20 protein-coding genes and 1 other RNA gene are annotated in these 17,875 nt (G+C 61.9%); 9 read left to right on the forward strand and 12 right to left on the reverse strand.

The window, feature by feature from the left end; translation table 11 throughout:
- Nucleotides 1–31 precede the first annotated feature (31 nt).
- A complete protein-coding gene (locus tag ABWV42_RS06355) occupies nt 32–1,027 on the reverse strand; it encodes a quinone oxidoreductase family protein (protein ID WP_353339361.1) in 996 nt (331 codons plus the stop codon).
- 95 nt (nt 1,028–1,122) lie between these two features.
- On the opposite strand from ABWV42_RS06355, the gene ABWV42_RS06360 reads away from it, so the two are divergent.
- Nucleotides 1,123–1,977, forward strand: coding sequence for a LysR family transcriptional regulator (locus tag ABWV42_RS06360; RefSeq protein WP_353339362.1), 855 nt, complete (start codon nt 1,123–1,125; stop codon nt 1,975–1,977).
- A 3-nt stretch (nt 1,978–1,980) separates the two neighbouring features.
- On the opposite strand, the gene ABWV42_RS06365 is transcribed toward ABWV42_RS06360, so the two are convergent.
- Entirely contained in the window at nt 1,981–2,448 is a 468-nt protein-coding gene (locus tag ABWV42_RS06365; RefSeq protein ID WP_255107663.1) for an SRPBCC family protein, read from the reverse strand.
- Between the two features lie 34 nt (nt 2,449–2,482).
- A complete protein-coding gene (gene nudC / locus ABWV42_RS06370; RefSeq protein ID WP_353339363.1) occupies nt 2,483–3,451 on the reverse strand; it encodes an NAD(+) diphosphatase in 969 nt (322 codons plus the stop codon).
- 214 nt (nt 3,452–3,665) lie between these two features.
- On the opposite strand from nudC, the gene ABWV42_RS06375 reads away from it, so the two are divergent.
- The 3 genes from ABWV42_RS06375 to rsgA all read left to right on the forward strand — a co-directional run bounded on the left by ABWV42_RS06375 (nt 3,666) and on the right by rsgA (nt 6,939).
- Entirely contained in the window at nt 3,666–5,474 is a 1,809-nt protein-coding gene (locus ABWV42_RS06375) for a bifunctional 2',3'-cyclic-nucleotide 2'-phosphodiesterase/3'-nucleotidase (RefSeq protein WP_353339364.1), read from the forward strand.
- 55 nt (nt 5,475–5,529) lie between these two features.
- Nucleotides 5,530–5,628, forward strand: an RNA gene (ffs, locus tag ABWV42_RS06380) — signal recognition particle sRNA small type.
- 276 nt (nt 5,629–5,904) lie between these two features.
- Nucleotides 5,905–6,939, forward strand: a complete 1,035-nt coding sequence (gene rsgA, locus ABWV42_RS06385) for a ribosome small subunit-dependent GTPase A (RefSeq protein ID WP_353339365.1) — start codon at nt 5,905–5,907, stop codon at nt 6,937–6,939.
- Nucleotides 6,940–7,116: 177 nt separating this feature from the next.
- Here the strand turns inward: rsgA and ABWV42_RS06390 are convergent, their stop codons facing one another.
- Nucleotides 7,117–7,599, reverse strand: a complete 483-nt coding sequence (locus ABWV42_RS06390) for a phosphatase domain-containing putative toxin (protein ID WP_353339366.1) — start codon at nt 7,597–7,599, stop codon at nt 7,117–7,119.
- Between the two features lie 129 nt (nt 7,600–7,728).
- A complete protein-coding gene (locus ABWV42_RS06395) occupies nt 7,729–8,652 on the reverse strand; it encodes a calcium-binding protein (RefSeq protein ID WP_353339367.1) in 924 nt (307 codons plus the stop codon).
- Nucleotides 8,653–8,838: 186 nt separating this feature from the next.
- Here ABWV42_RS06395 and ABWV42_RS06400 point away from each other — a divergent pair, with 186 nt between their 5' ends.
- The 4 genes from ABWV42_RS06400 (at nt 8,839) to ABWV42_RS06415 (ending at nt 13,236) form a co-directional block, all read left to right on the forward strand.
- Entirely contained in the window at nt 8,839–10,590 is a 1,752-nt protein-coding gene (locus tag ABWV42_RS06400; RefSeq protein ID WP_502930940.1) for a DNA polymerase III subunit gamma/tau, read from the forward strand.
- 92 nt (nt 10,591–10,682) lie between these two features.
- Nucleotides 10,683–11,027 carry a YbaB/EbfC family nucleoid-associated protein gene (locus tag ABWV42_RS06405; RefSeq protein ID WP_255107677.1) on the forward strand — a complete coding sequence of 115 codons (345 nt, stop codon included), beginning with the start codon at nt 10,683–10,685 and terminating at the stop codon, nt 11,025–11,027.
- Between the two features lie 47 nt (nt 11,028–11,074).
- The gene (gene recR / locus ABWV42_RS06410) at nt 11,075–11,665 is read left to right on the forward strand and encodes a recombination mediator RecR (protein WP_255107679.1); all 591 of its coding nucleotides are present in this window, start codon (nt 11,075–11,077) and stop codon (nt 11,663–11,665) included.
- Nucleotides 11,666–11,775: 110 nt separating this feature from the next.
- Nucleotides 11,776–13,236 (forward strand): calcium-binding protein, encoded by a 1,461-nt coding sequence (locus ABWV42_RS06415; RefSeq protein ID WP_353339369.1) that lies wholly within the window; start codon nt 11,776–11,778, stop codon nt 13,234–13,236.
- A 69-nt stretch (nt 13,237–13,305) separates the two neighbouring features.
- Here ABWV42_RS06415 and ABWV42_RS06420 read toward each other — a convergent pair whose 3' ends face one another.
- Complete coding sequence (locus tag ABWV42_RS06420; RefSeq protein ID WP_255107684.1) at nt 13,306–14,064, reverse strand: DUF1013 domain-containing protein; 759 nt, start codon at nt 14,062–14,064, stop codon at nt 13,306–13,308.
- Nucleotides 14,065–14,197: 133 nt separating this feature from the next.
- Here ABWV42_RS06420 and ABWV42_RS06425 point away from each other — a divergent pair, with 133 nt between their 5' ends.
- On the forward strand, nt 14,198–14,845 hold the full coding sequence (locus tag ABWV42_RS06425) for a ribonuclease T2 family protein (RefSeq protein WP_353339370.1): 648 nt from the start codon (nt 14,198–14,200) through the stop codon (nt 14,843–14,845).
- On the opposite strand, the gene ABWV42_RS06430 is transcribed toward ABWV42_RS06425, so the two are convergent.
- From ABWV42_RS06430 to ABWV42_RS06455, 6 genes are all read right to left on the reverse strand, one after another.
- The gene (locus ABWV42_RS06430) at nt 14,814–15,107 is read right to left on the reverse strand and encodes a hypothetical protein (protein ID WP_255107688.1); all 294 of its coding nucleotides are present in this window, start codon (nt 15,105–15,107) and stop codon (nt 14,814–14,816) included. The two genes, ABWV42_RS06425 and ABWV42_RS06430, sit on opposite strands and share 32 nt — an antisense overlap.
- A gap of 107 nt (nt 15,108–15,214) precedes the next feature.
- Nucleotides 15,215–15,772 (reverse strand): F0F1 ATP synthase subunit B, encoded by a 558-nt coding sequence (locus tag ABWV42_RS06435; protein ID WP_255107690.1) that lies wholly within the window; start codon nt 15,770–15,772, stop codon nt 15,215–15,217.
- 4 nt (nt 15,773–15,776) lie between these two features.
- Nucleotides 15,777–16,304, reverse strand: coding sequence for a F0F1 ATP synthase subunit B' (locus ABWV42_RS06440; RefSeq protein WP_255107693.1), 528 nt, complete (start codon nt 16,302–16,304; stop codon nt 15,777–15,779).
- A gap of 91 nt (nt 16,305–16,395) precedes the next feature.
- A complete protein-coding gene (locus tag ABWV42_RS06445) occupies nt 16,396–16,620 on the reverse strand; it encodes a F0F1 ATP synthase subunit C (protein ID WP_022572950.1) in 225 nt (74 codons plus the stop codon).
- A gap of 91 nt (nt 16,621–16,711) precedes the next feature.
- Nucleotides 16,712–17,419 (reverse strand): F0F1 ATP synthase subunit A, encoded by a 708-nt coding sequence (locus tag ABWV42_RS06450; protein WP_502930951.1) that lies wholly within the window; start codon nt 17,417–17,419, stop codon nt 16,712–16,714.
- 53 nt (nt 17,420–17,472) lie between these two features.
- The gene (locus ABWV42_RS06455) at nt 17,473–17,832 is read right to left on the reverse strand and encodes an AtpZ/AtpI family protein (RefSeq protein WP_255107697.1); all 360 of its coding nucleotides are present in this window, start codon (nt 17,830–17,832) and stop codon (nt 17,473–17,475) included.
- Nucleotides 17,833–17,875 lie beyond the last annotated feature (43 nt).

The following is a 17,875-nucleotide window of genomic DNA, read 5'->3' on the forward strand; positions in this document are numbered from 1 at the left end:
CCGGGCGGCCCACCCCGCCCGGTGCGCACCATCACGCGATGGACAGAACCAGCTTGCCCACGGTCTCCCCCGCCTCAAGCCTGCGATGCGCCTCGCCTGCCTCTTCCAGCGGCAAAACCGTCAGCGTCGGCCGCAACACGCCTTCCCCCAAAAGATCGAACACCTTCTGCAAATCGGCGTGGAAAGCCGTCGGTTTCGCCCCGAAATAGGTGTAGATATCGCTGACCCGCACCGCGATCGACTTCTGGAAATGCCTGGCAAGGTCCTCCTCGAAACTGCCCTGCGGCGGCCCGGCAAGGAAACCAAAGATCACCGCCGTCCCCAGTGGCGCAAGGCTCTCCAGATCCCCTTTCACACTCTCGCCCGACACCGGGTTCAGCGTGATGTCCACACCGCGCCCGCCTGTGATCTCGGCGACACGTGCCACGATGTCTTCGCTGCGATAGTCAATCACGTGATCCGCCCCTTGTTCGCGGGCATAGGCCACCTTGTCCGTGCTGACCGAGGCGATCACCTCCAGACCAAGGTGCTTGGCAATCTGCACCGCCATCGTGCCGACACCGCCCGCCGCCGCATGGATCAGCACGCTGTCACCCGCCTCTGCCCGCCCGAGGTTCACCAGCATATGCCACGCCGTCAGCGCGTTCACCGGCATCGCCGCCGCCGTGGTGAACGCCACCTCGTCGCCAATCGCCGCCACATAGCTGGCCCCGATCACGGAATGGCTGCCATAGCCACCCGCTCCGATCGGTCCTATCCACGCCACGCGGTCGCCCACGGCAAGGCCGTCGACATCGGCTCCCACCGCCTCGACGATCCCCGCACCTTCGACCCCCGGCACATGCGGCAACGCGGGCATCATGCCCTCCGGCATCTCTCCCCTGCGAATGATCGTATCGATAAAGTTCACCGCCCCGGCATGGTTGCGCACAAGAACCTCACCCCGATCCGGCTGCGCTGTTTCAAGGTCAATGCGCTCAAGAACGTCATGGGCGCCTGTTGCGGGAATGGAAATTGCAATTGACATCGGTTTCTCCAGTTTCGTTTCACCAAAGAACCTAGCGATCCGCGCATTTCATGATAATATTCACAAATAGAATACTTAATCACGCCAACAGGATAATGATCTACAACGACCTCGCCCTCTTCACCGCTGTCGCCCGCAACCTGAGCTTCTCGGCCGCGGCCCAGCAGTTCGACATCCCGCTCAGCCGGGTCAGCCGGCGCATTGCCGAACTCGAAGATCACCTTGGCGTCAAGCTTTTCGAACGCACCACCCGCAAGGTCCGCCTGACCGAGGAAGGCCGCCGCCTCCTTGACCGCTGTCAGGATCCGATCGAGGCCCTGCTCGACCTCTCCGGCGTTACCGAAGACACCCACAGGCGGACGATCCGCGTCACCGCCGCCCCGCTGGCCCTGCGCGTCGACATCGGCCCGCTGCTGCTCGACTTCGCGCAATCCCGGCCCGACATCACATTCGATCTGACCCCGACAAACGCCAACCTCGATTTCTTCCGCGACAATATCGATCTCGCTTTCCGCCTTGGCCCCTTGGGAGATTCAAGCCTTGTCGCGCGCAAACTCTGGACGCTCACCTACGATTTCTGCGCCGCGCCAAAGCTGTTGGAAAAACATGGCCTCGGTCCGGATCTGGCCCTTGCTCAGTTTCTCGACCTGCCCGCACTGGTCACGCGGCAGCCGTGGATCGTCAACCGGAACGAAAGCCTCGATCCCACCAACATCGCTCATGAACTGGATGATCTGGAGCTTGTGCAAAAGGCCGCCACGCTCGGCCTTGGCACCGCACTTCTCCCGCGCGAGATGATCAAGGGCGATCTGCTGCCGCTCCGAGTCAAGGGTGCAACGCCCATCGATCGTGACATGTTCGTGGTATACCCGGGCAAACGGCTGCTGCCGTCCCACACCCGTGACCTGATCGACTTCATGGCGTCCCGAGACAGGGCCGGAACGCCCTAAGGATCAAGCCGCCTTGCTCGCGCGGTCTTCCATGTCCCGCGCAAGGCCGGCCAGCTTCTTGTCGAACCGCTTGGAAATGTTCTTCTTGGCCAGTTTCAGAGACTGAACCATCAGCCGCGCCGACAACGTCTTGGGCTTCAGCGTCCCAACAACATTCAGCCGTGTTCGTGTCTTGGAGAGCGGTACCAGCACCACCTCGACGGTGGAATCTAGCCCCTGAATCTGTGCCTCGAAGGTCATCTCGTTGGGACGGTCGAACCCCGTCACCTCAACCTCGGCCTGCCGTTCGCGGCCACGCATCTGGAAACCGATATCCCACTTCGCGCCAAGGCCCGGCGCCTCAAGGGAATCCAACCGTTTGATCTTGACCCCACGGCGCATCGCCGAACGTTCATGACGCTCGAAATCCGCGATCATGTCGAAAACTTGTGCGATCGGAACGTCCAGATCTTCCTTGGATTTAAACTTCATAACTCGCCCTCAATGCCTGCTCTTTAATTACGCGTTAATCCAGCCTGTCCGCAAGCCAGTTGCGCAGGATAAAATGCGCGATGGCACCTTTTCGCGCGGGTTTGAGCACCGGATGGGCACCGGAAAAGGCCTGCATCATCTCTTCCCGCGACACCCAGATCGCATCCTCGATTTCGTTGGGGTCGATTGTGATCTCCCGATCCAGCGCGTTGCCGCGGCACCCGAACATCAGGGAGGACGGAAAGGCCCAGGGCTGGCTGGCAAGGTAATCCACCTGCCCGACCTTGATACCGGCCTCCTCAAAGACCTCGCGCCGCACCGCCGCCTCAAGCGTCTCGCCCGGTTCGACAAATCCCGCCAACAAAGAATACATCCCCTCGGGCCACCCCGGCGAGCGCCCCATCAACACGCTGTTGCCGTGGGTGATCAGCATGATCACAACCGGGTCCGTGCGCGGAAAGTGGTGTCCGCCACATGACGGGCAGTCGCGCTGCCAGCCCGCCATCGCCATCTCGCTTTCATGGCCACAAATGGCACAGAACCGGTGCGACCGGTGCCAGCCCAGAACCGCCTTTGCCGTCGCCGCAAGCTCCGCGTCGCGCAATCCCATGCGCGACATGATTGCCCGCAACTCACAAAACACCTCGCCCTCGGGCAAATCCGGATGCTGCTGCTCGCTGCGATCCACGAACTGGCCCAGCGCATCGGCATCAAGATCCTGTGGAACCCAGCCTGAAATATCGTGCGCAAAGCAATGTCCGCTGTCCTCGCGGCCAAGGTAAATCGGCTTGATCGCCAACTCCTTCAGCGCCGGATGATCCATTGGCAGGCGCACCAGCTCTCCGCGATCCGCCCCCCGCACCAGCGGCTTGCCGCGCCAGAACAGGATGGTGCGCGTCGAGGGCGCGGCCATCGCCTCGGCCAGCGCCGCAGCATCCCCGCGCACCTCGGCCGCCCGGTCCAGCCCCGAACCGCCAAACGTCACTGTTTCCGCATGTTTCATGTCGCCCCTCCTGTTCCCCCAAGGCTTGCCACGCCCCACCCACGGGCGCAATGACACATCCGATCACAACACCCTCATCCGGCAACCTGTGGCCTTTGTGATTCAGATCGAAAGAAAAGCATCACCCCGGTTGAGATCAACCTGAGACAAGATATCTCGGAACACGTAAGGTGCTGGTGTAGTTTGTTTCTTTTCCCAAAACCCAAGCGATACCGTGCCCCAGGATACCCCAGCCCGATTAGCCACCATCCCGCTCACGCTCCTCGCGACAAGCGATGTCCACGCGCATCTGTTGTCCTATGACTACTTCTCGGACCACCCCACCGAAAAACCCGCCCTCACGCGTCTCGCCACGCTGATCGCCGAAATCCGGCGCGACCATCCCAATGTCCTGCTGCTGGACAACGGCGATTTCCTTCAGGGCACCGCCCTGTCCGACCTGTTCTGCGAAAATGGCCTGCCCACCGACATGCCCCATCCGGTGATCGCCGCAATGAACCACCTCGGCTATGACGCCGCCGGCCTTGGCAATCACGAATTCAACCTCGACCTGTCCGACCTCGCCGGCGCCCTGCAACAGGCGACCTTCCCGCGCCTCAACGCCAACCTGCATCCCACCGCGACAGGCACCGCCCTGAACGGTCTCTGGCGCGACCGCCTGATCCTGCGCCGCACGTTTCAGGACACCGACGGCACACCTCACACCCTCAACATCGGCCTGTTCGGCGTCCTGCCACCACAGGTTCTCGCCTGGGATCACACCCGGATCGGCAGCCGCCTGACCGCCACCGACATGGTCACCGCCGCCCGCGCCGCCACAACCGCCCTGCGCGCCGAAGGGGCCGACGTCGTCATCGCCCTTGCCCACACCGGCTTTGGTTCCGAAACCCACGAGGACGGCATGGAAAACGCCGCCCACCCAATCCTCGCCCTGCCCGACATCGAAGCCATCGTCTTCGGCCACACCCACCTGCCCTTCAGCACCACCAAGGCCACCCCCGCCGTCCTGCCCGCCGCCGAAGCGGGCCAGCTTGGCCGCATCGACCTCACCCTGACCCGCACCACCACCAAATGGCAGGTCACCAACTCCTCCGCCGCCCTCCTACCCGCCACGCCAGAAACCCACGGCGAAGATCAAGACCTGCGCGCGCTTCTCGAACCGGCCCACCAACGCACCCTCACGGGCATCCGCCGCCCCGTCGGCACCCTGCCCCGCCCCGTGCACAGCTATTTCTGCGTCCTGCCCGACTGCAACCCCGCCTGCCTCATCGCCGAGGCCCAGCGCCACTACGTCGCCCGCCAACTCAAAGACACACCGCTGGCCACCCTGCCCCTCCTGTCGGCCAGCGCCCCGCAAAAGAACGGCGGCCGCAGCGGCCCCGACCATTTCACCGACGTCCCCGCCGGCCCCGTCGCCCTCAGCCATGTCACCGACATCCAGTATTTCCCCAACGAGATCTCGGTCATGCGCCTGACCGGGGCCGAGATCGCCGACTGGCTGGAAATGTCGGCCAGCATGTACCGCCAGATCACACCGCATGGCGGCGACCAGCCCCTGCTCGATCCCGCCTTCCCCGCCTACAACAGCGATACGATCTTCGGCCTCACCTACGAGATCGACCTCACCCAACCGCCGCGCTATGCCACCGATGGCACGCTCCTGAACGCCGAAAGCCGCCGCATCCGCGCGCTGCACCACGACGGCGCCCCCATTTCCCCATCCGCCGATTTCCTTGTGGCAATGAACAATTATCGGTCCGGCGGCGGCGGGTACTTCCCGCATGTCTCTTCTGATCGGATCGTCTTTGAACGCGACACCAAGGTGCGCGACATCCTCGCCAACTACATCGCCACCCTCGACGGCGACCCCGAGATCGCCTTCCCCTGGCGCTTTACCCCGATCCCCGGCGCCTTTGGCCTGTTCGAAACCGGCCCGGCCGCCCGCCGCCTGCTCGAAGACACCAACCTCCAGGACCTCGACCTCACCGATCAGGGCTTCCTGCGCCTGCGCACCCCGATCTGATAGCGCCGCATTCGCACCGCTTGCATCTCTGCAAACAGCGCATTATATCCGCCCTTGAGAGGTTGGCGCGGGCAAGCGCCTCGCCAACCTGGTCAGGACCGGAAGGTAGCAGCCACAACGAGCCCCGCTTGGGTCGATGTCCAGCCTCTCACCAACGTCGCGTTCCGCGTAGCGGGTTGCGACGGTCGCGGTCCGCGTAGCGGGTTGCGGCGGTCGTGTTCTGCTGAAAGCAGGTTGCGACGGTCGCGTTCCGCTCAACGGTTACGACGCAACGCCAGATGGCACACCCTAAGACGCCGGAGGATACATGGAGAATGTAGCACCCTTCCGGGCCGTCACTGTCTGAACCCCGACAGTCACCGCCCGGCCGTTTTGAACCGCGCAAGGCTCCTGCCTGCGCCGATTTCGATTCGTATCGGGACTTGGAACATTGACCCAACTTTCTCACACCGACCTTGGATGGTCGGCCCACTTCCACGCGCAGATCGACGTGGACCACCTTCCGCTTGCGGCCCGCATCACCTCGGTGGCGCGTGACCGCCTCTTCGTACTCACCACATCTGGCCCGCGCACCATTCTGCCGCCCTCATCCATGACAACCGGCGCCTTTGCCACCGGCGACTGGGTGATCACCACACCGGATGGCACCCGCGTTGACCGTCTGCTCAACCGGCAAACCTCGCTCGCGCGCCGCGCCGCAGGCACCGGTGCCGACAGCCAGCTCATTGCCGCCAATGTCGACACTCTGGGTATCGTCACCTCCTGCAACGCCGACTTCAACGAGGCGCGGCTGGAACGCTATCTCGCGCTCGCTGCCAGCGCGGGCTGCCTGCCTCTGGTGATCCTCACCAAGGCCGATCTCTGCGATGACCCGCGTGACTTTGCCCGCCGCGCCGAACGGCTCTCGCCCTTGGTCACCGCCATCAGCCTCAACGCCACCGATCCGCTTGAGGCCGAAGCCCTGTCGCCGTGGTGTTCCTCCGGCCAGACGCTGGCCCTTGTCGGCTCATCCGGTGTCGGCAAATCGACCCTGTCGAACGCGATCACCACGATCACCTCGGCCACGCAGGGCATTCGCGAAGACGATGCCAAGGGCCGGCACACCACCACGGCGCGCGGCCTCTTTGCCACGCGGTTCGGGGGCTGGCTGATCGACACGCCCGGTATGCGCGCCCTGCGCCTTGCCGACGCCTCCGAGGGCATTGAAACCATCTTCGATGACATCGAGACCTTGGCCCGCAGGTGCCGCTTTTCCGACTGCCGGCACGAGACCGAACCGGGCTGCGCGGTTCAGGCGGCGCTTGCCGAGGGCACCCTCGCCGAAGACAGGCTCAACCGCTGGCGCAAACTCCTGCGCGAAGACGCCCACAACAGCGCCACCCTGCACGAGGCCCGCGCCCGTGATCGTGCCTTTGGCAAAATGGTGCGCTCTGTCATGAAAGAGAAGAACCGCCACAAGGACTGACCCAATGGCACGGGGCGCGATCCGACTCGCGCCCCGTTTGCCAACCCGCATGTCCTGAACATCGCCTTGCCGCACCGTACGGCCCGTTACTGCGCCAGATCCTGAGATCGGCACCTCCGCAATACCGTCGCAATACCGACGAAATACCGAAACCCGATTTCCCGCGATTTCAGCGCGTTAACCCCGATTCGCCGCCCAATCGAACTGTGCGTCCGTTTCCACCGCGCAGGGCCGCACCGCCCGCAACCTCTGCAAGGCGTCTTCCGGCTGTTCCCCCATCTCGACCAACAGCCGCAGAATCGCCATGCCCGAACGCCCGCACCCCCCGAAACAATGCACCAGAACCCGCCCCCCATCGCGCAGAACCGCCTTGGCCTGCGCTGCAGTTTCCGGCCATTTCGCAAGGGTCTCCCCGCTTGGCGCGCCAAAGTCGCGGATTGGCAGATGCGCCCAGCCAATGCCCTCTGCATCAAGATCGTCTGCCAGGCCCGCCGCCCCGATCCGCGCCAGTTCCTGCGCCTCGGTCATGGTCAGGACAAGCCTGGGTTTCCATTCGAAAATCATCGCCAGATCAGAGGCATAATCCCCGAACCGCCCCGGCGCCGGACAAATCCCGATCTCTCCGTTCGACGCCTGCAACGACGCGATAACAAATCCCATGACACCCCTCACCTCTGCCAACGGCCCGCCCGCTTGCGGCCATACTGCAACCCGCAACAGACATTGCAAACAAAAGATCCCGGCCCCTTTTCAGGAACCGGGATTCTTTCCCAAATACATCGGCTGAAATCAGGTGAAGAGATGGATATCCGAGACGGTAAGCCCCTGGCCACCAACGACATTCACGATTTCGATGCCATCGACCGAGACAATCGCGCCCTTGCCATCCGCACTGTCCGCCACGGTCACCTCGGGATCAACAGCACCATCCCAGACACGTACGCCCAACCGGTCCGCGGCCTTGTCAAAGTCGGTCACCTGCACCTGCGCATAGCCTTCCGCGACCTGCTCTTGCAGCTCCACGATCACAAGGTCAGACCAACCGCCGGTCTCCACCACATCGCCTTCATCCACGACCAACTCGTCACGCCCCGGACCACCAACAACCGTGTCGGGAGAGTTGCCGTCCTGATCCACCGAGATGATGAAGTCATCGCCATGACCACCGCGCAACTCGTCATTGCCATAGCCATCGGCAATGGCGTCATCGCCATCCCCCCCCAAGACCGTGTCATTGCCCGCCTCATGCGTGCTTTCTTCGCCAACTTCCGCCTCGTTATAGGGGAAGCGCACGATGTCATCGTTCACGTTTTCCTGAAAGCGGCCATCAATCCCGTAAACGTCGTCACCATCCCCAAGGTGGATGTCATCATCTCCCGCGCCACCCAGAACAAGGTCGATCCCCTCGCCAGCGTGCACGCTGTCATCCTGATCGGTACCAAGCACAACGTCGTTGCCACCCTTGGTTTCAACATCCAGCGGACCATCGGAATATTGGACGGCATCACGCACCGCCTGCCCCTGCTCCGCCGTCAACTCGTTGCTCTGGACCAGGTCATCAATGTCGGCATTGATCTCGTCTTCATAGTCCTTGTCCGAGACAATATCGACCCCGTCGCTCCCGACGGCGTCCGAACCCGCATCATCGTCATCAGAAATAAGAAAAGCAGCCAAACCAATGGATGCCCCCATCAAAAGGATCAAACCGATCATCAAACCAACTCCTAAAGCTTTATGCTGTATGTCTAATTTCCCAGACACGCGCGCGCCACTGCTAAGTTAAGGATCGCGGAAAATCACCGTTTCCACCCGATCAACAAAGTCAACGGTGGACCTCACTTCCTCACCGCTTTACCCTAGGCCGACGCCGCAACCTGCCGCAGGATCAAAGAGCACCCCATGAGCGACACCGAGCAGAAGGCCTATCAGGTTCTCGCCCGCAAATACCGCCCCGAGACCTTTGCCGATCTCGTTGGTCAGGACGCCATGGTGCGCACCCTGAAAAACGCGTTCGAGGCCGACCGTATCGCCCAGGCCTTTGTCATGACCGGCATCCGCGGAACCGGTAAAACCACGACGGCCCGGATCATCGCCAAGGGCATGAACTGTATCGGCCCCGATGGCACCGGCGGTCCCACGACCGAACCCTGTGGCCAGTGCGAACATTGCACCGCCATCATGGAAGGCCGCCATGTCGACGTGATGGAAATGGACGCCGCCTCGCGCACCGGTGTGAACGACATCCGCGAGATCATCGATTCCGTCCACTACCGCGCCGCCTCGGCGCGCTACAAGATCTACATCATCGACGAAGTTCACATGCTGTCGACCAGCGCCTTCAACGCGCTGCTGAAAACGCTCGAAGAACCGCCGGCGCACGTAAAGTTCATCTTCGCCACCACCGAGATCCGCAAGGTTCCCGTAACCGTCCTGTCGCGCTGCCAACGCTTTGACCTACGCCGCATCGAACCCGAGGACATGATCGGCCTTCTGCGCAAGATCGCGACCTCCGAAGGGGCCGAGATCACCGACGACGCGCTCGCCCTTATCACCCGCGCCGCCGAAGGCTCTGCCCGTGATGCCACCTCGCTTCTGGATCAGGCCATCTCGCACGGCGCAGGCGAAACCACCGCCGATCAGGTCCGCGCCATGCTGGGCCTCGCCGACCGTGGCCGCGTGCTCGACCTCTACGACATGATCATGCGTGGCGACGCTGGCGCCGCCCTCAACGAATTGTCCGCGCAATATGCCGACGGGGCCGACCCGATGGCCGTGCTGCGCGATCTTGCCGAGATCACCCACTGGGTCAGCGTCGTCAAGATCACCCCCGACGCCGCCGAAGACCCGACCGTATCACCCGACGAACGCGCCCGCGGTATCTCGATGGCGGAACAGCTGCCCATGCGCGTGATGACCCGCATGTGGCAGATGCTGTTGAAAGCACTGGAAGAAGTGGCCGCCGCCCCGAACGCCATGATGGCCGCCGAAATGGCGATCATCCGCCTCACCCACGTCGCCGACCTGCCCAGCCCGGAAGAGCTTGTCCGCAAGCTGCAAAACACGCCCGTCCCGCCAATGCCACCCAGCGGTGGCCCCGGTGGCGGCGCCCCGACTCCCAATGGTGGCGGCACGGCACAGGCCTACAGTACGACCCAGATGGCGGGCGGCCCGGGTGGCACGGTCACCGCGCTGGCCCACGATGCCGAACACGCGCTGGCCCGTTTCGCCACCTTCGATCACGTCATCGAACTGATCCGCAAGAACCGCGATGGCAAACTCCTGATGGATGTCGAGGCCGATGTCCGCCTTGTCTCCTATCGCCCCGGCCGCATCGAATTCGTCCCAACTGACAACGCCCCCTCGGACCTCGCCCAACGCCTTGGCTCTCGCCTGCAAAGCTGGACGGGCAACCGCTGGGCGGTGATCATCGCCAACCAGGGCGGCGGCGAAACCGTGGTCGAGAAACGCAACGCCGCCGAAAACGCGATCAAGGCCGAGGCCGAGAAACACCCGATGGTGCAGGCCGTCTTCAACGTCTTTCCCAAGGCCAAGATCACCGAGATCAAGACCCAGCGCGAAATCGCCAACGAAGCCATGGCCGAGGCCCTTCCCGAGGTCGAGGACGAATGGGACCCCTTCGAAGAGGACTGACGCGCCCCTTGCCCTTGTGGGCAGATCACACGATATAGACCCCAACCCCAACACACGCGGCCTCTGCCGCCCCGAATTCAGGAGATACCACCATGCTCAAAGGACTGGGCCAGCTTGGCGACATGGCCAAGATGATGAAACAAGCACAGGAAATGCAGGCCAAGGTCACCCAACTTCAGGAAGACCTCGAAACCATGACCGTCACCGGTGAGTCCGGCGCGGGCCTCGTCAAGGCCACCGCCACCGCCAAGGGCGAACTCAAGGGCCTCGACATCGATCCGTCGATCTTCAACGGCGACGACAAGGAAGTGGTCGAAGACCTGATCCTCGCCGCCATCAAGGACGCGCAATCCAAAGCCGCCGAAAAATCGCAATCGGAAATGGCCAAGCTGACCGAGGGCCTCGGCCTGCCGGCAGACTTCAAAATGCCGTTCTGATCCCCTCGCCCCGGACACGCTCCGGGGCAAATTCTATACGGACCTTCATGAGCAGCAACGACATCGACAACCTGATCGAATTGATGGCCAAGCTTCCGGGGCTTGGTCCCCGTTCGGCCCGCCGCGCGGTGCTGCACCTGATCCGCAAACGCGCCCTGTTGCTCACGCCCTTGTCCGACGCCATGCAGACCGTCGCCGCCACGGCCCGCGAATGCCTGAACTGCGGCAATGTCGGCACCTCCGACATCTGCGATATCTGCGCCTCGGACAAGCGCGCCACCGGTGAACTCTGTGTGGTCGAAGATGTGTCCGACCTCTGGGCCATGGAACGCGCTGGTGTCTTCCGGGGCCGCTATCATGTCCTTGGCGGCACCCTCTCCGCCCTCGACGGCGTCGGCCCCGAAGAACTGTCTATCCCCAAGCTGATCGACCGTGTGACCTCGGAAGATATCTCCGAAGTCATCCTTGCGCTTAATGCCACCGTCGATGGCCAGACCACCGCCCACTACATCGCCGACCAACTCGAAGGCCGCGTGCGCCTCACATCGCTGGCGCAGGGCGTGCCAATCGGCGGTGAACTCGACTACCTTGACGAGGGCACCATCTCGGCCGCCCTGAATGCGCGCAAAACGCTTTAGGAAACGCATTCAATTCGCGGATATCCCACACCACGACTTTGAATTGTTACCTCACCCCTGTAAGCTTGCCCTGAGCTTCTTGATAAATCTGTTTTCGGTTCCGGTATCTCATGGCCACTTACACGTTCCAGGGCTTTGCTTCCCGCTCCACCTACAATCTCGTTCTGCAAAACGGATACTATGATCAGGTTCTGACCGGCATCCAGATCGCGCAGACCCCGATAAACTGGATCACACAGGGCTCAACCAATTCCACTCGCTACTCGATCGATTTCGACTACGACTCCGGCATCGAGGTAAGCCTCAGCGGCTTCGGCACACACTATGGCATCGATTTTGCCGGTCTGGGCGGCGCCTCCTCGGTCACGGGCCCCTCCTATGCCGCAACCGATCTGATGACCATCACGTGGGCAGGGGGCAGCAAGACATCAACGGTCCTGAACGTCGCCTACGAATGGAACGACCTCGTCAGCAAAACCGGCCATGGCCTCAGCTTCATTGTCCTCGTCGACGGAGACGCCCTGCCGAACTACGCAACCTACAACCAGTGGGCCAACTTTCTGGCCAGTTCCACCCTATCTTCCACCATGCCTACAGGCTTTGGTGAAGGTGTCACGATCCCCCTGACCAACATCGACGGCTTCGTTTCCCAAACCGAAGACGATTCCCTCATCGGCACCTCCGGCACCGACAACTACCGTCTGGGCGCTGGCAACGATTACATATCGGGCGAGGACGGGCGGGACTACCTGCAAGGCGAAGCAGGCAACGACACCATCCTCGGCGGCAATCAGAACGATACGCTCTTTGGCGGAAGCGGGAACGACCTCCTGCAAGGCAACGCTGACGATGATCTCATATACGCAGACACCGGCAACGATACCGTGCTAGGAGGATCAGGCGCGGACACGGCCTTCCTCGGCGATGGCCGCGACCTGTTCCAAGACAATGACGCAGCCGGCGGCAACGACACGGTTCAGGGCGGCAAGGGGAACGACACACTCATCGGCGCGTCCGGCAATGACAACTTCCAGGGACAAGACGGCAAGGATCTGATCCGCGGCGGGGCCCACAACGATGTTCTTGATGGCGGCGGCGGCAAGGATCGCCTCTTCGGAGAGGCCGGCAATGACTCGCTGGCCGGTGGCACCTTTGCAGACACCCTGCAAGGTGGGCGCGGCACCGACACTCTGGCTGGCGGACTGGGCAACGACCTCCTTGTCGGGGGTGACGGGTTTGACAGCCTTCAGGGCGGACGCGGTAACGACAAACTCTTCGGCGGCAAGGGCCGGGACATAATCGAAAGCGGCCTTGGCAATGACACGATGACGGGTGGACTGGGTGCAGATGAATTCCTGATCGCGCAAATCGCAAACACCGACGCCAAGGTGATCACCGACTACCAGCTTGGCATCGACGACCTGAACTTCTTCTTCGCAACCCAGTCAAACCTGACCGCACAGATCGTTGGCAACGATACCCTCCTGACCCAGAAACGGGGCGGCACCATCCTGATCCAGAATGAGACCGATACAAGCGGCATTCTAGACGACATTTTCGGGATCGTCTGAACCCAGTGCGAACCCAACAAAAAAGCCCGCCAAATCCGGCGGGCTTTTCTTTTTCCGATCAGCGGTCGATCAGGGCTGTTCGTCTTCGTCCAGATCACCGCCCGGCAGGTTGAAGAAGCTGTCCGCGTCGGCGAAATCATCGTCCTTGCGGGTGTCTTCGTCATCATCGCTGTCACCCGACAACGAAAAGGTTTCCAGACCTTCGATGGCGGTCGGGATCTTCGGCTCGGCTTCCATTTCCAGCGACTGTTCGGTCGACACCAGCTTGCGGCGCTCGTCATCGCTCATCACCGCACCATCAGCTGCTGCCTTCGCCGCGGCTTTCTGAACCGCCTGGTCCAGCTCAGACTGTTTACACAGGCCAAGCGCAACAGGGTCGATCGGCTGCATGTTAGCGATGTTCCAGTGGGTGCGCTCACGGATCGACTGGATCGTCGGCTTGGTGGTGCCCACCAGCTTGGCAATCTGGCCGTCCGACAGTTCCGGGTGGAACTTGACCAGCCACAGGATCGAATTCGGACGGTCCTGACGCTTGGACAGCGGCGTATATCGCGGGCCACGGCGTTTCTCTTCACCCGAAGCAGCGGCGTTGAACTTGACCTTCAGCTTGTGCAGCGGGTTGTCCTGCGCCTTGTCGATGTCGTCCTGGGTCAGCTGGTTGTTGGCAATCGGGTCGAACCCCTTCACGCCCACGGCCACGTCGCCATCGGCAATGCCCTGGATTTCCAGCTCGTGCATGCCTACGAAATCCGCGATCTGCTTGAAGCTGATCGTGGTGTTGTCCACCAGCCAGACGGCGGTTGCCTTGGGGTGCAGCAGCTTGCTCATTTGCATGTCTCCTTAACACATATCTTCCCCGTTGCCTGACTTCGCAGGCGGCACCGGTTTGAAGGGTGCGGGTTTCCGTTGTCGGGGAACTTGCGGCCTATATAGTAACTTTCGAAGAATAAGGAAAGAGTGAATGCGTACCCCCCTTCTGGCCCTCGGCATGGCCTTGCTGACATCATTGGCCGCCCCTGCAAAGGCGCAGGACAACATCGCTGGCGAATTCGACTATTACGTGCTTGCCTTAAGCTGGTCACCCAACTGGTGCGCCATCGAAGGCGATGCCAAGGGATCGCCGCAATGCGACCCGCGCGAAGATTTCGGCTGGGTGCTGCATGGTCTCTGGCCGCAATACCACCGGGGCTGGCCCGCGCATTGCACCACCATCGAACGCAATCCCCCGCGCTGGCTGACCGAGGAGATGGCCGACATCATGGGCACCTCTGGTCTCGCCTGGTACCAGTGGAAGAAACACGGGCGCTGTTCCGGCCTCTCGGCCGAGGATTACTATGCCCTGTCACGCAGGGCCTATGACAACGTCTCCAAGCCACCCGTGTTCCGAAAACTGGATAAGTCGGTGAAACTGCCCGCCTCTGTTGTCGAACAGGCCTTTCTCAAGGCCAACCCCGATCTAGATGCCGACATGCTCACCATCACCTGCCGCGACGGGTTCATTCAGGAGGCGCGCGTGTGCCTGTCCAAAGAGTTGGAGCCCGTGCCCTGCGGTCGCGACGTGATCCGCGATTGCAGCCTCAAGGACGCTCGCTTCGATCCGGTCCGCTGAACAATCCGCGACGTAATGGGCGCCGGGGCATCCGCGCACGCGCCGGTTGCCCCTCGGTGATCTTGGCAAGAACAACCGTCTGGTGATCGGCGCTGCCAATCCGCGCCTTGCCCTGCATCAAAAGCGTGCCCACCGCCGCCATCTCATCCTGGGTCAGGGCTTCGACCTGCAAGAGCTGGCCTGAAAACAGGCGTTTCTGGACTTCGGCAAGAATTTCCTCCGGGCTTCGCTTGGCCCGGCGTGGGAAGGGAATGAGAACCATGCGGTGTCTCCTTTGGCAGCAGACTCCGACCCTAACATGATTCGCCCCACAAAAGAAAAACCCGGCCACCTGGGCCGGGTCTCTCGATCGTCAGTCTCGCGATGCGCTTAGTGCAGCTTGGCGTCCACTTCGGCGATTGCTTCGTCGATGAGCTTGTTGCCCTGGGCAGCAGTCATCTGTTTCGCAATCACTTCGTTGGCGGCGCTTACGGCCACGGTGATGGCCTGGTCGCGCACTTCTTTCACAGCAGCAGCTTCTGCCGAGGCGATCTGGTCTCCGGCAGCGGCCAGACGGCGCGCGATCGAAGCTTTCAGGTCTTCCTTGGCCAGGTCCGCAGCATTTGCGGCTTCGGCTTTTGCATGCTCAACGATGCGGTCTGCCTGTTCCTGCACTTCCTTCTGCTTGCGCTCGTACGAGGCCAGCAGGGTTTGTGCTTCTTCACGCAGGGCGCGGGCTTCGTCCAGTTCCGACTGAATGCCTTCGGCGCGCTTGTCCAGCATGCCACCCAGCATCGAGGGAACCTTGAACTTGATCAGCACAAGGATGAACAGGATGAAGGCCAGCAGCACGATGAAGTCGGTGTTCTTCAGCGAGAAGAACGGACCACTTGCAGCGAATGCAGGCGAAGCGGCGGTCAGGGCGAGGATGGTTGCAAGTTTCCGCATGTCCTTACCCTTTCACTCGTGCTTCAACCGCGGCTGCAACGGCTTTGGCATCGTCCTTGCCACCCATCGCGGACACGATTTCGGTAGCCGCATCGGTTGCCACGGCCTTGATGCTTTCAAGGGCACCGGCGCGGATCTCGGCAATCGCCTTCTCCGACTCGGCAGCCTTGGCTGCGATCTCGGCATCCGCCTTGGCGGTTGCAGCATCCAGATCGGCCTGAATCTCGGCCTTTGCTTCAGCGACGATGCGCTGTGCTTCCGCACGGGCATCTGCGAGCGCCTTGTTATAGGCCTCTTCCGCTTCAACAGCTTTCGCCTTCAGCTCTTCAGCCGCGGCGATGTCATTCGTAATGGTCCCCTGACGCTCTGCCAGAACCGCTGCGATGCGCGGCAGGGCAATGCGCGAAAGGACGAAGTAGATCACGACCAGCGTGACCAACAGCCAGAAAATCTGGTTACCCCAGTTCGAGAAGTCGAGCTGCGGCATGCCCGGTGCAGAGGCTGCCTCTGCGGCGTGCGTTTGAGTCGCCATGTCGTCCTCCTGGGAACTTCCGTTGGGTTACGGGCGGGGCGCTAGCCGTCGTGGCGCGCCCGCGCCCGCACGTAAGGATTGTTCCGTAGGCTTAGACGGCGAACATCAGCAGCAGAGCAACCAGGAACGAGAAGATGCCCAGTGCTTCTGCGAATGCGATACCGATGAACAGGGTGGCGGTTTGCGAAGCGGCTGCCGACGGGTTGCGCAGTGCGCCTGCCAGGTAGTTGCCTGCAACGTTACCAACACCGATAGCTGCGGCGCCCGAACCGATTGCTGCGAGACCTGCGCCGATGTGTGCGAGTTGACCTTCCATTGGTGTATCTCCTTACGATTGGAAGTTAAAACTTGATGTGTGAGGTGTGACGTGTGTGCTTGGGTCAGGCGGGGAGCCCCCCGCCAGATCCTTAGTGCGACGGATGCAGTGCGTCCTTCAGGTACACACAGGTCAGAATGGTGAATACGTAGGCCTGGATGAAGGCCACCAGGACCTCGAGACCGTACATGGCGGTGATCGCGACCACCGAAACGGGGCTGACCACTGCGATCGCGGCAAAGCCTGCGAAAACCTTGATCACGGCGTGGCCGGCCATCACGTTACCAGCAAGACGAATGCTGTGGCTGACGGGGCGCACGAAGTAAGAGATCAGTTCGATGATCGCCAGGATCGGGCGCAGCGGCAAAGGTGCGCTCGAGACCCAGAACAGACCGAGGAAGCCAACACCGTTCTTGACGAAACCGACGATGGTTACGGTCAGGAACACCAGCAGCGCCAGAACAACGGTCACGGCAAAGTGCGAGGTGGTGGTGAAGGACATCGGCAGCAGGCCAAGGAAGTTGGCGAACACGATGAACATGAACAGGGTCATGATGTAGGGGAAGAACTTGACCGCGTCCTTGCCGGCCACGTCTTCAACCATCTTGTAGATGAAGCCATACGCCAGCTCGGCAACCGATTGGCTGCGGCTCGGGACGATTGCGCGGCGCGAGGTGCCGAAAACCATCATCGCGATGATTGCGATAACCGCGAGGGCCATCCACAGGGTCACGTTGGTGATGGTGAACATGCCGATGTGATCACCGCCGAACAGCGGCTTCACGATGAACTGATCCATCGGGTGGAATACCAGACCGCCTTCTTCTGCGCCGTGTGCTTCGCTTGCCACGTTTACGTCCTCTCGTCTCTCTCGGCCTCTTCGGCCTCGTGTTTCTCCTGGATCTCTGTAGCGCTGCGCAGCATCGTCTTGATACCGGCCGCGAGACCCAACATTGTAAACAGCACCATGAAGATCGGGAGGGTCCCAATCAGGCTATCCAGCCCGTATCCGATGCCAAAGCCGATCCCGAGACCGGCTACCAGTTCAATCACCATGCGCCAGGCCAGATTGGCTGCCGAATAGTGCTCGTCCACACGTGGCTTGGGGTCCTGGGCCCGTCGGGCCGCCTCGATCCGCTCCTCAAGCTGCGCCATGCGCTCTTTTTGGTCGGGATCGGTCACACGCAATTCCACATTCAGACGTTGGCGCATTGCTACGGTGCAGCACCCTCCGAGTCAACAACGTTAGCGCCCT

Origin of the sequence: Pelagimonas sp. KU-00592-HH, assembly GCF_040369695.1 — a bacterium.
Classification (GTDB): Bacteria; Pseudomonadota; Alphaproteobacteria; order Rhodobacterales; family Rhodobacteraceae; genus Shimia.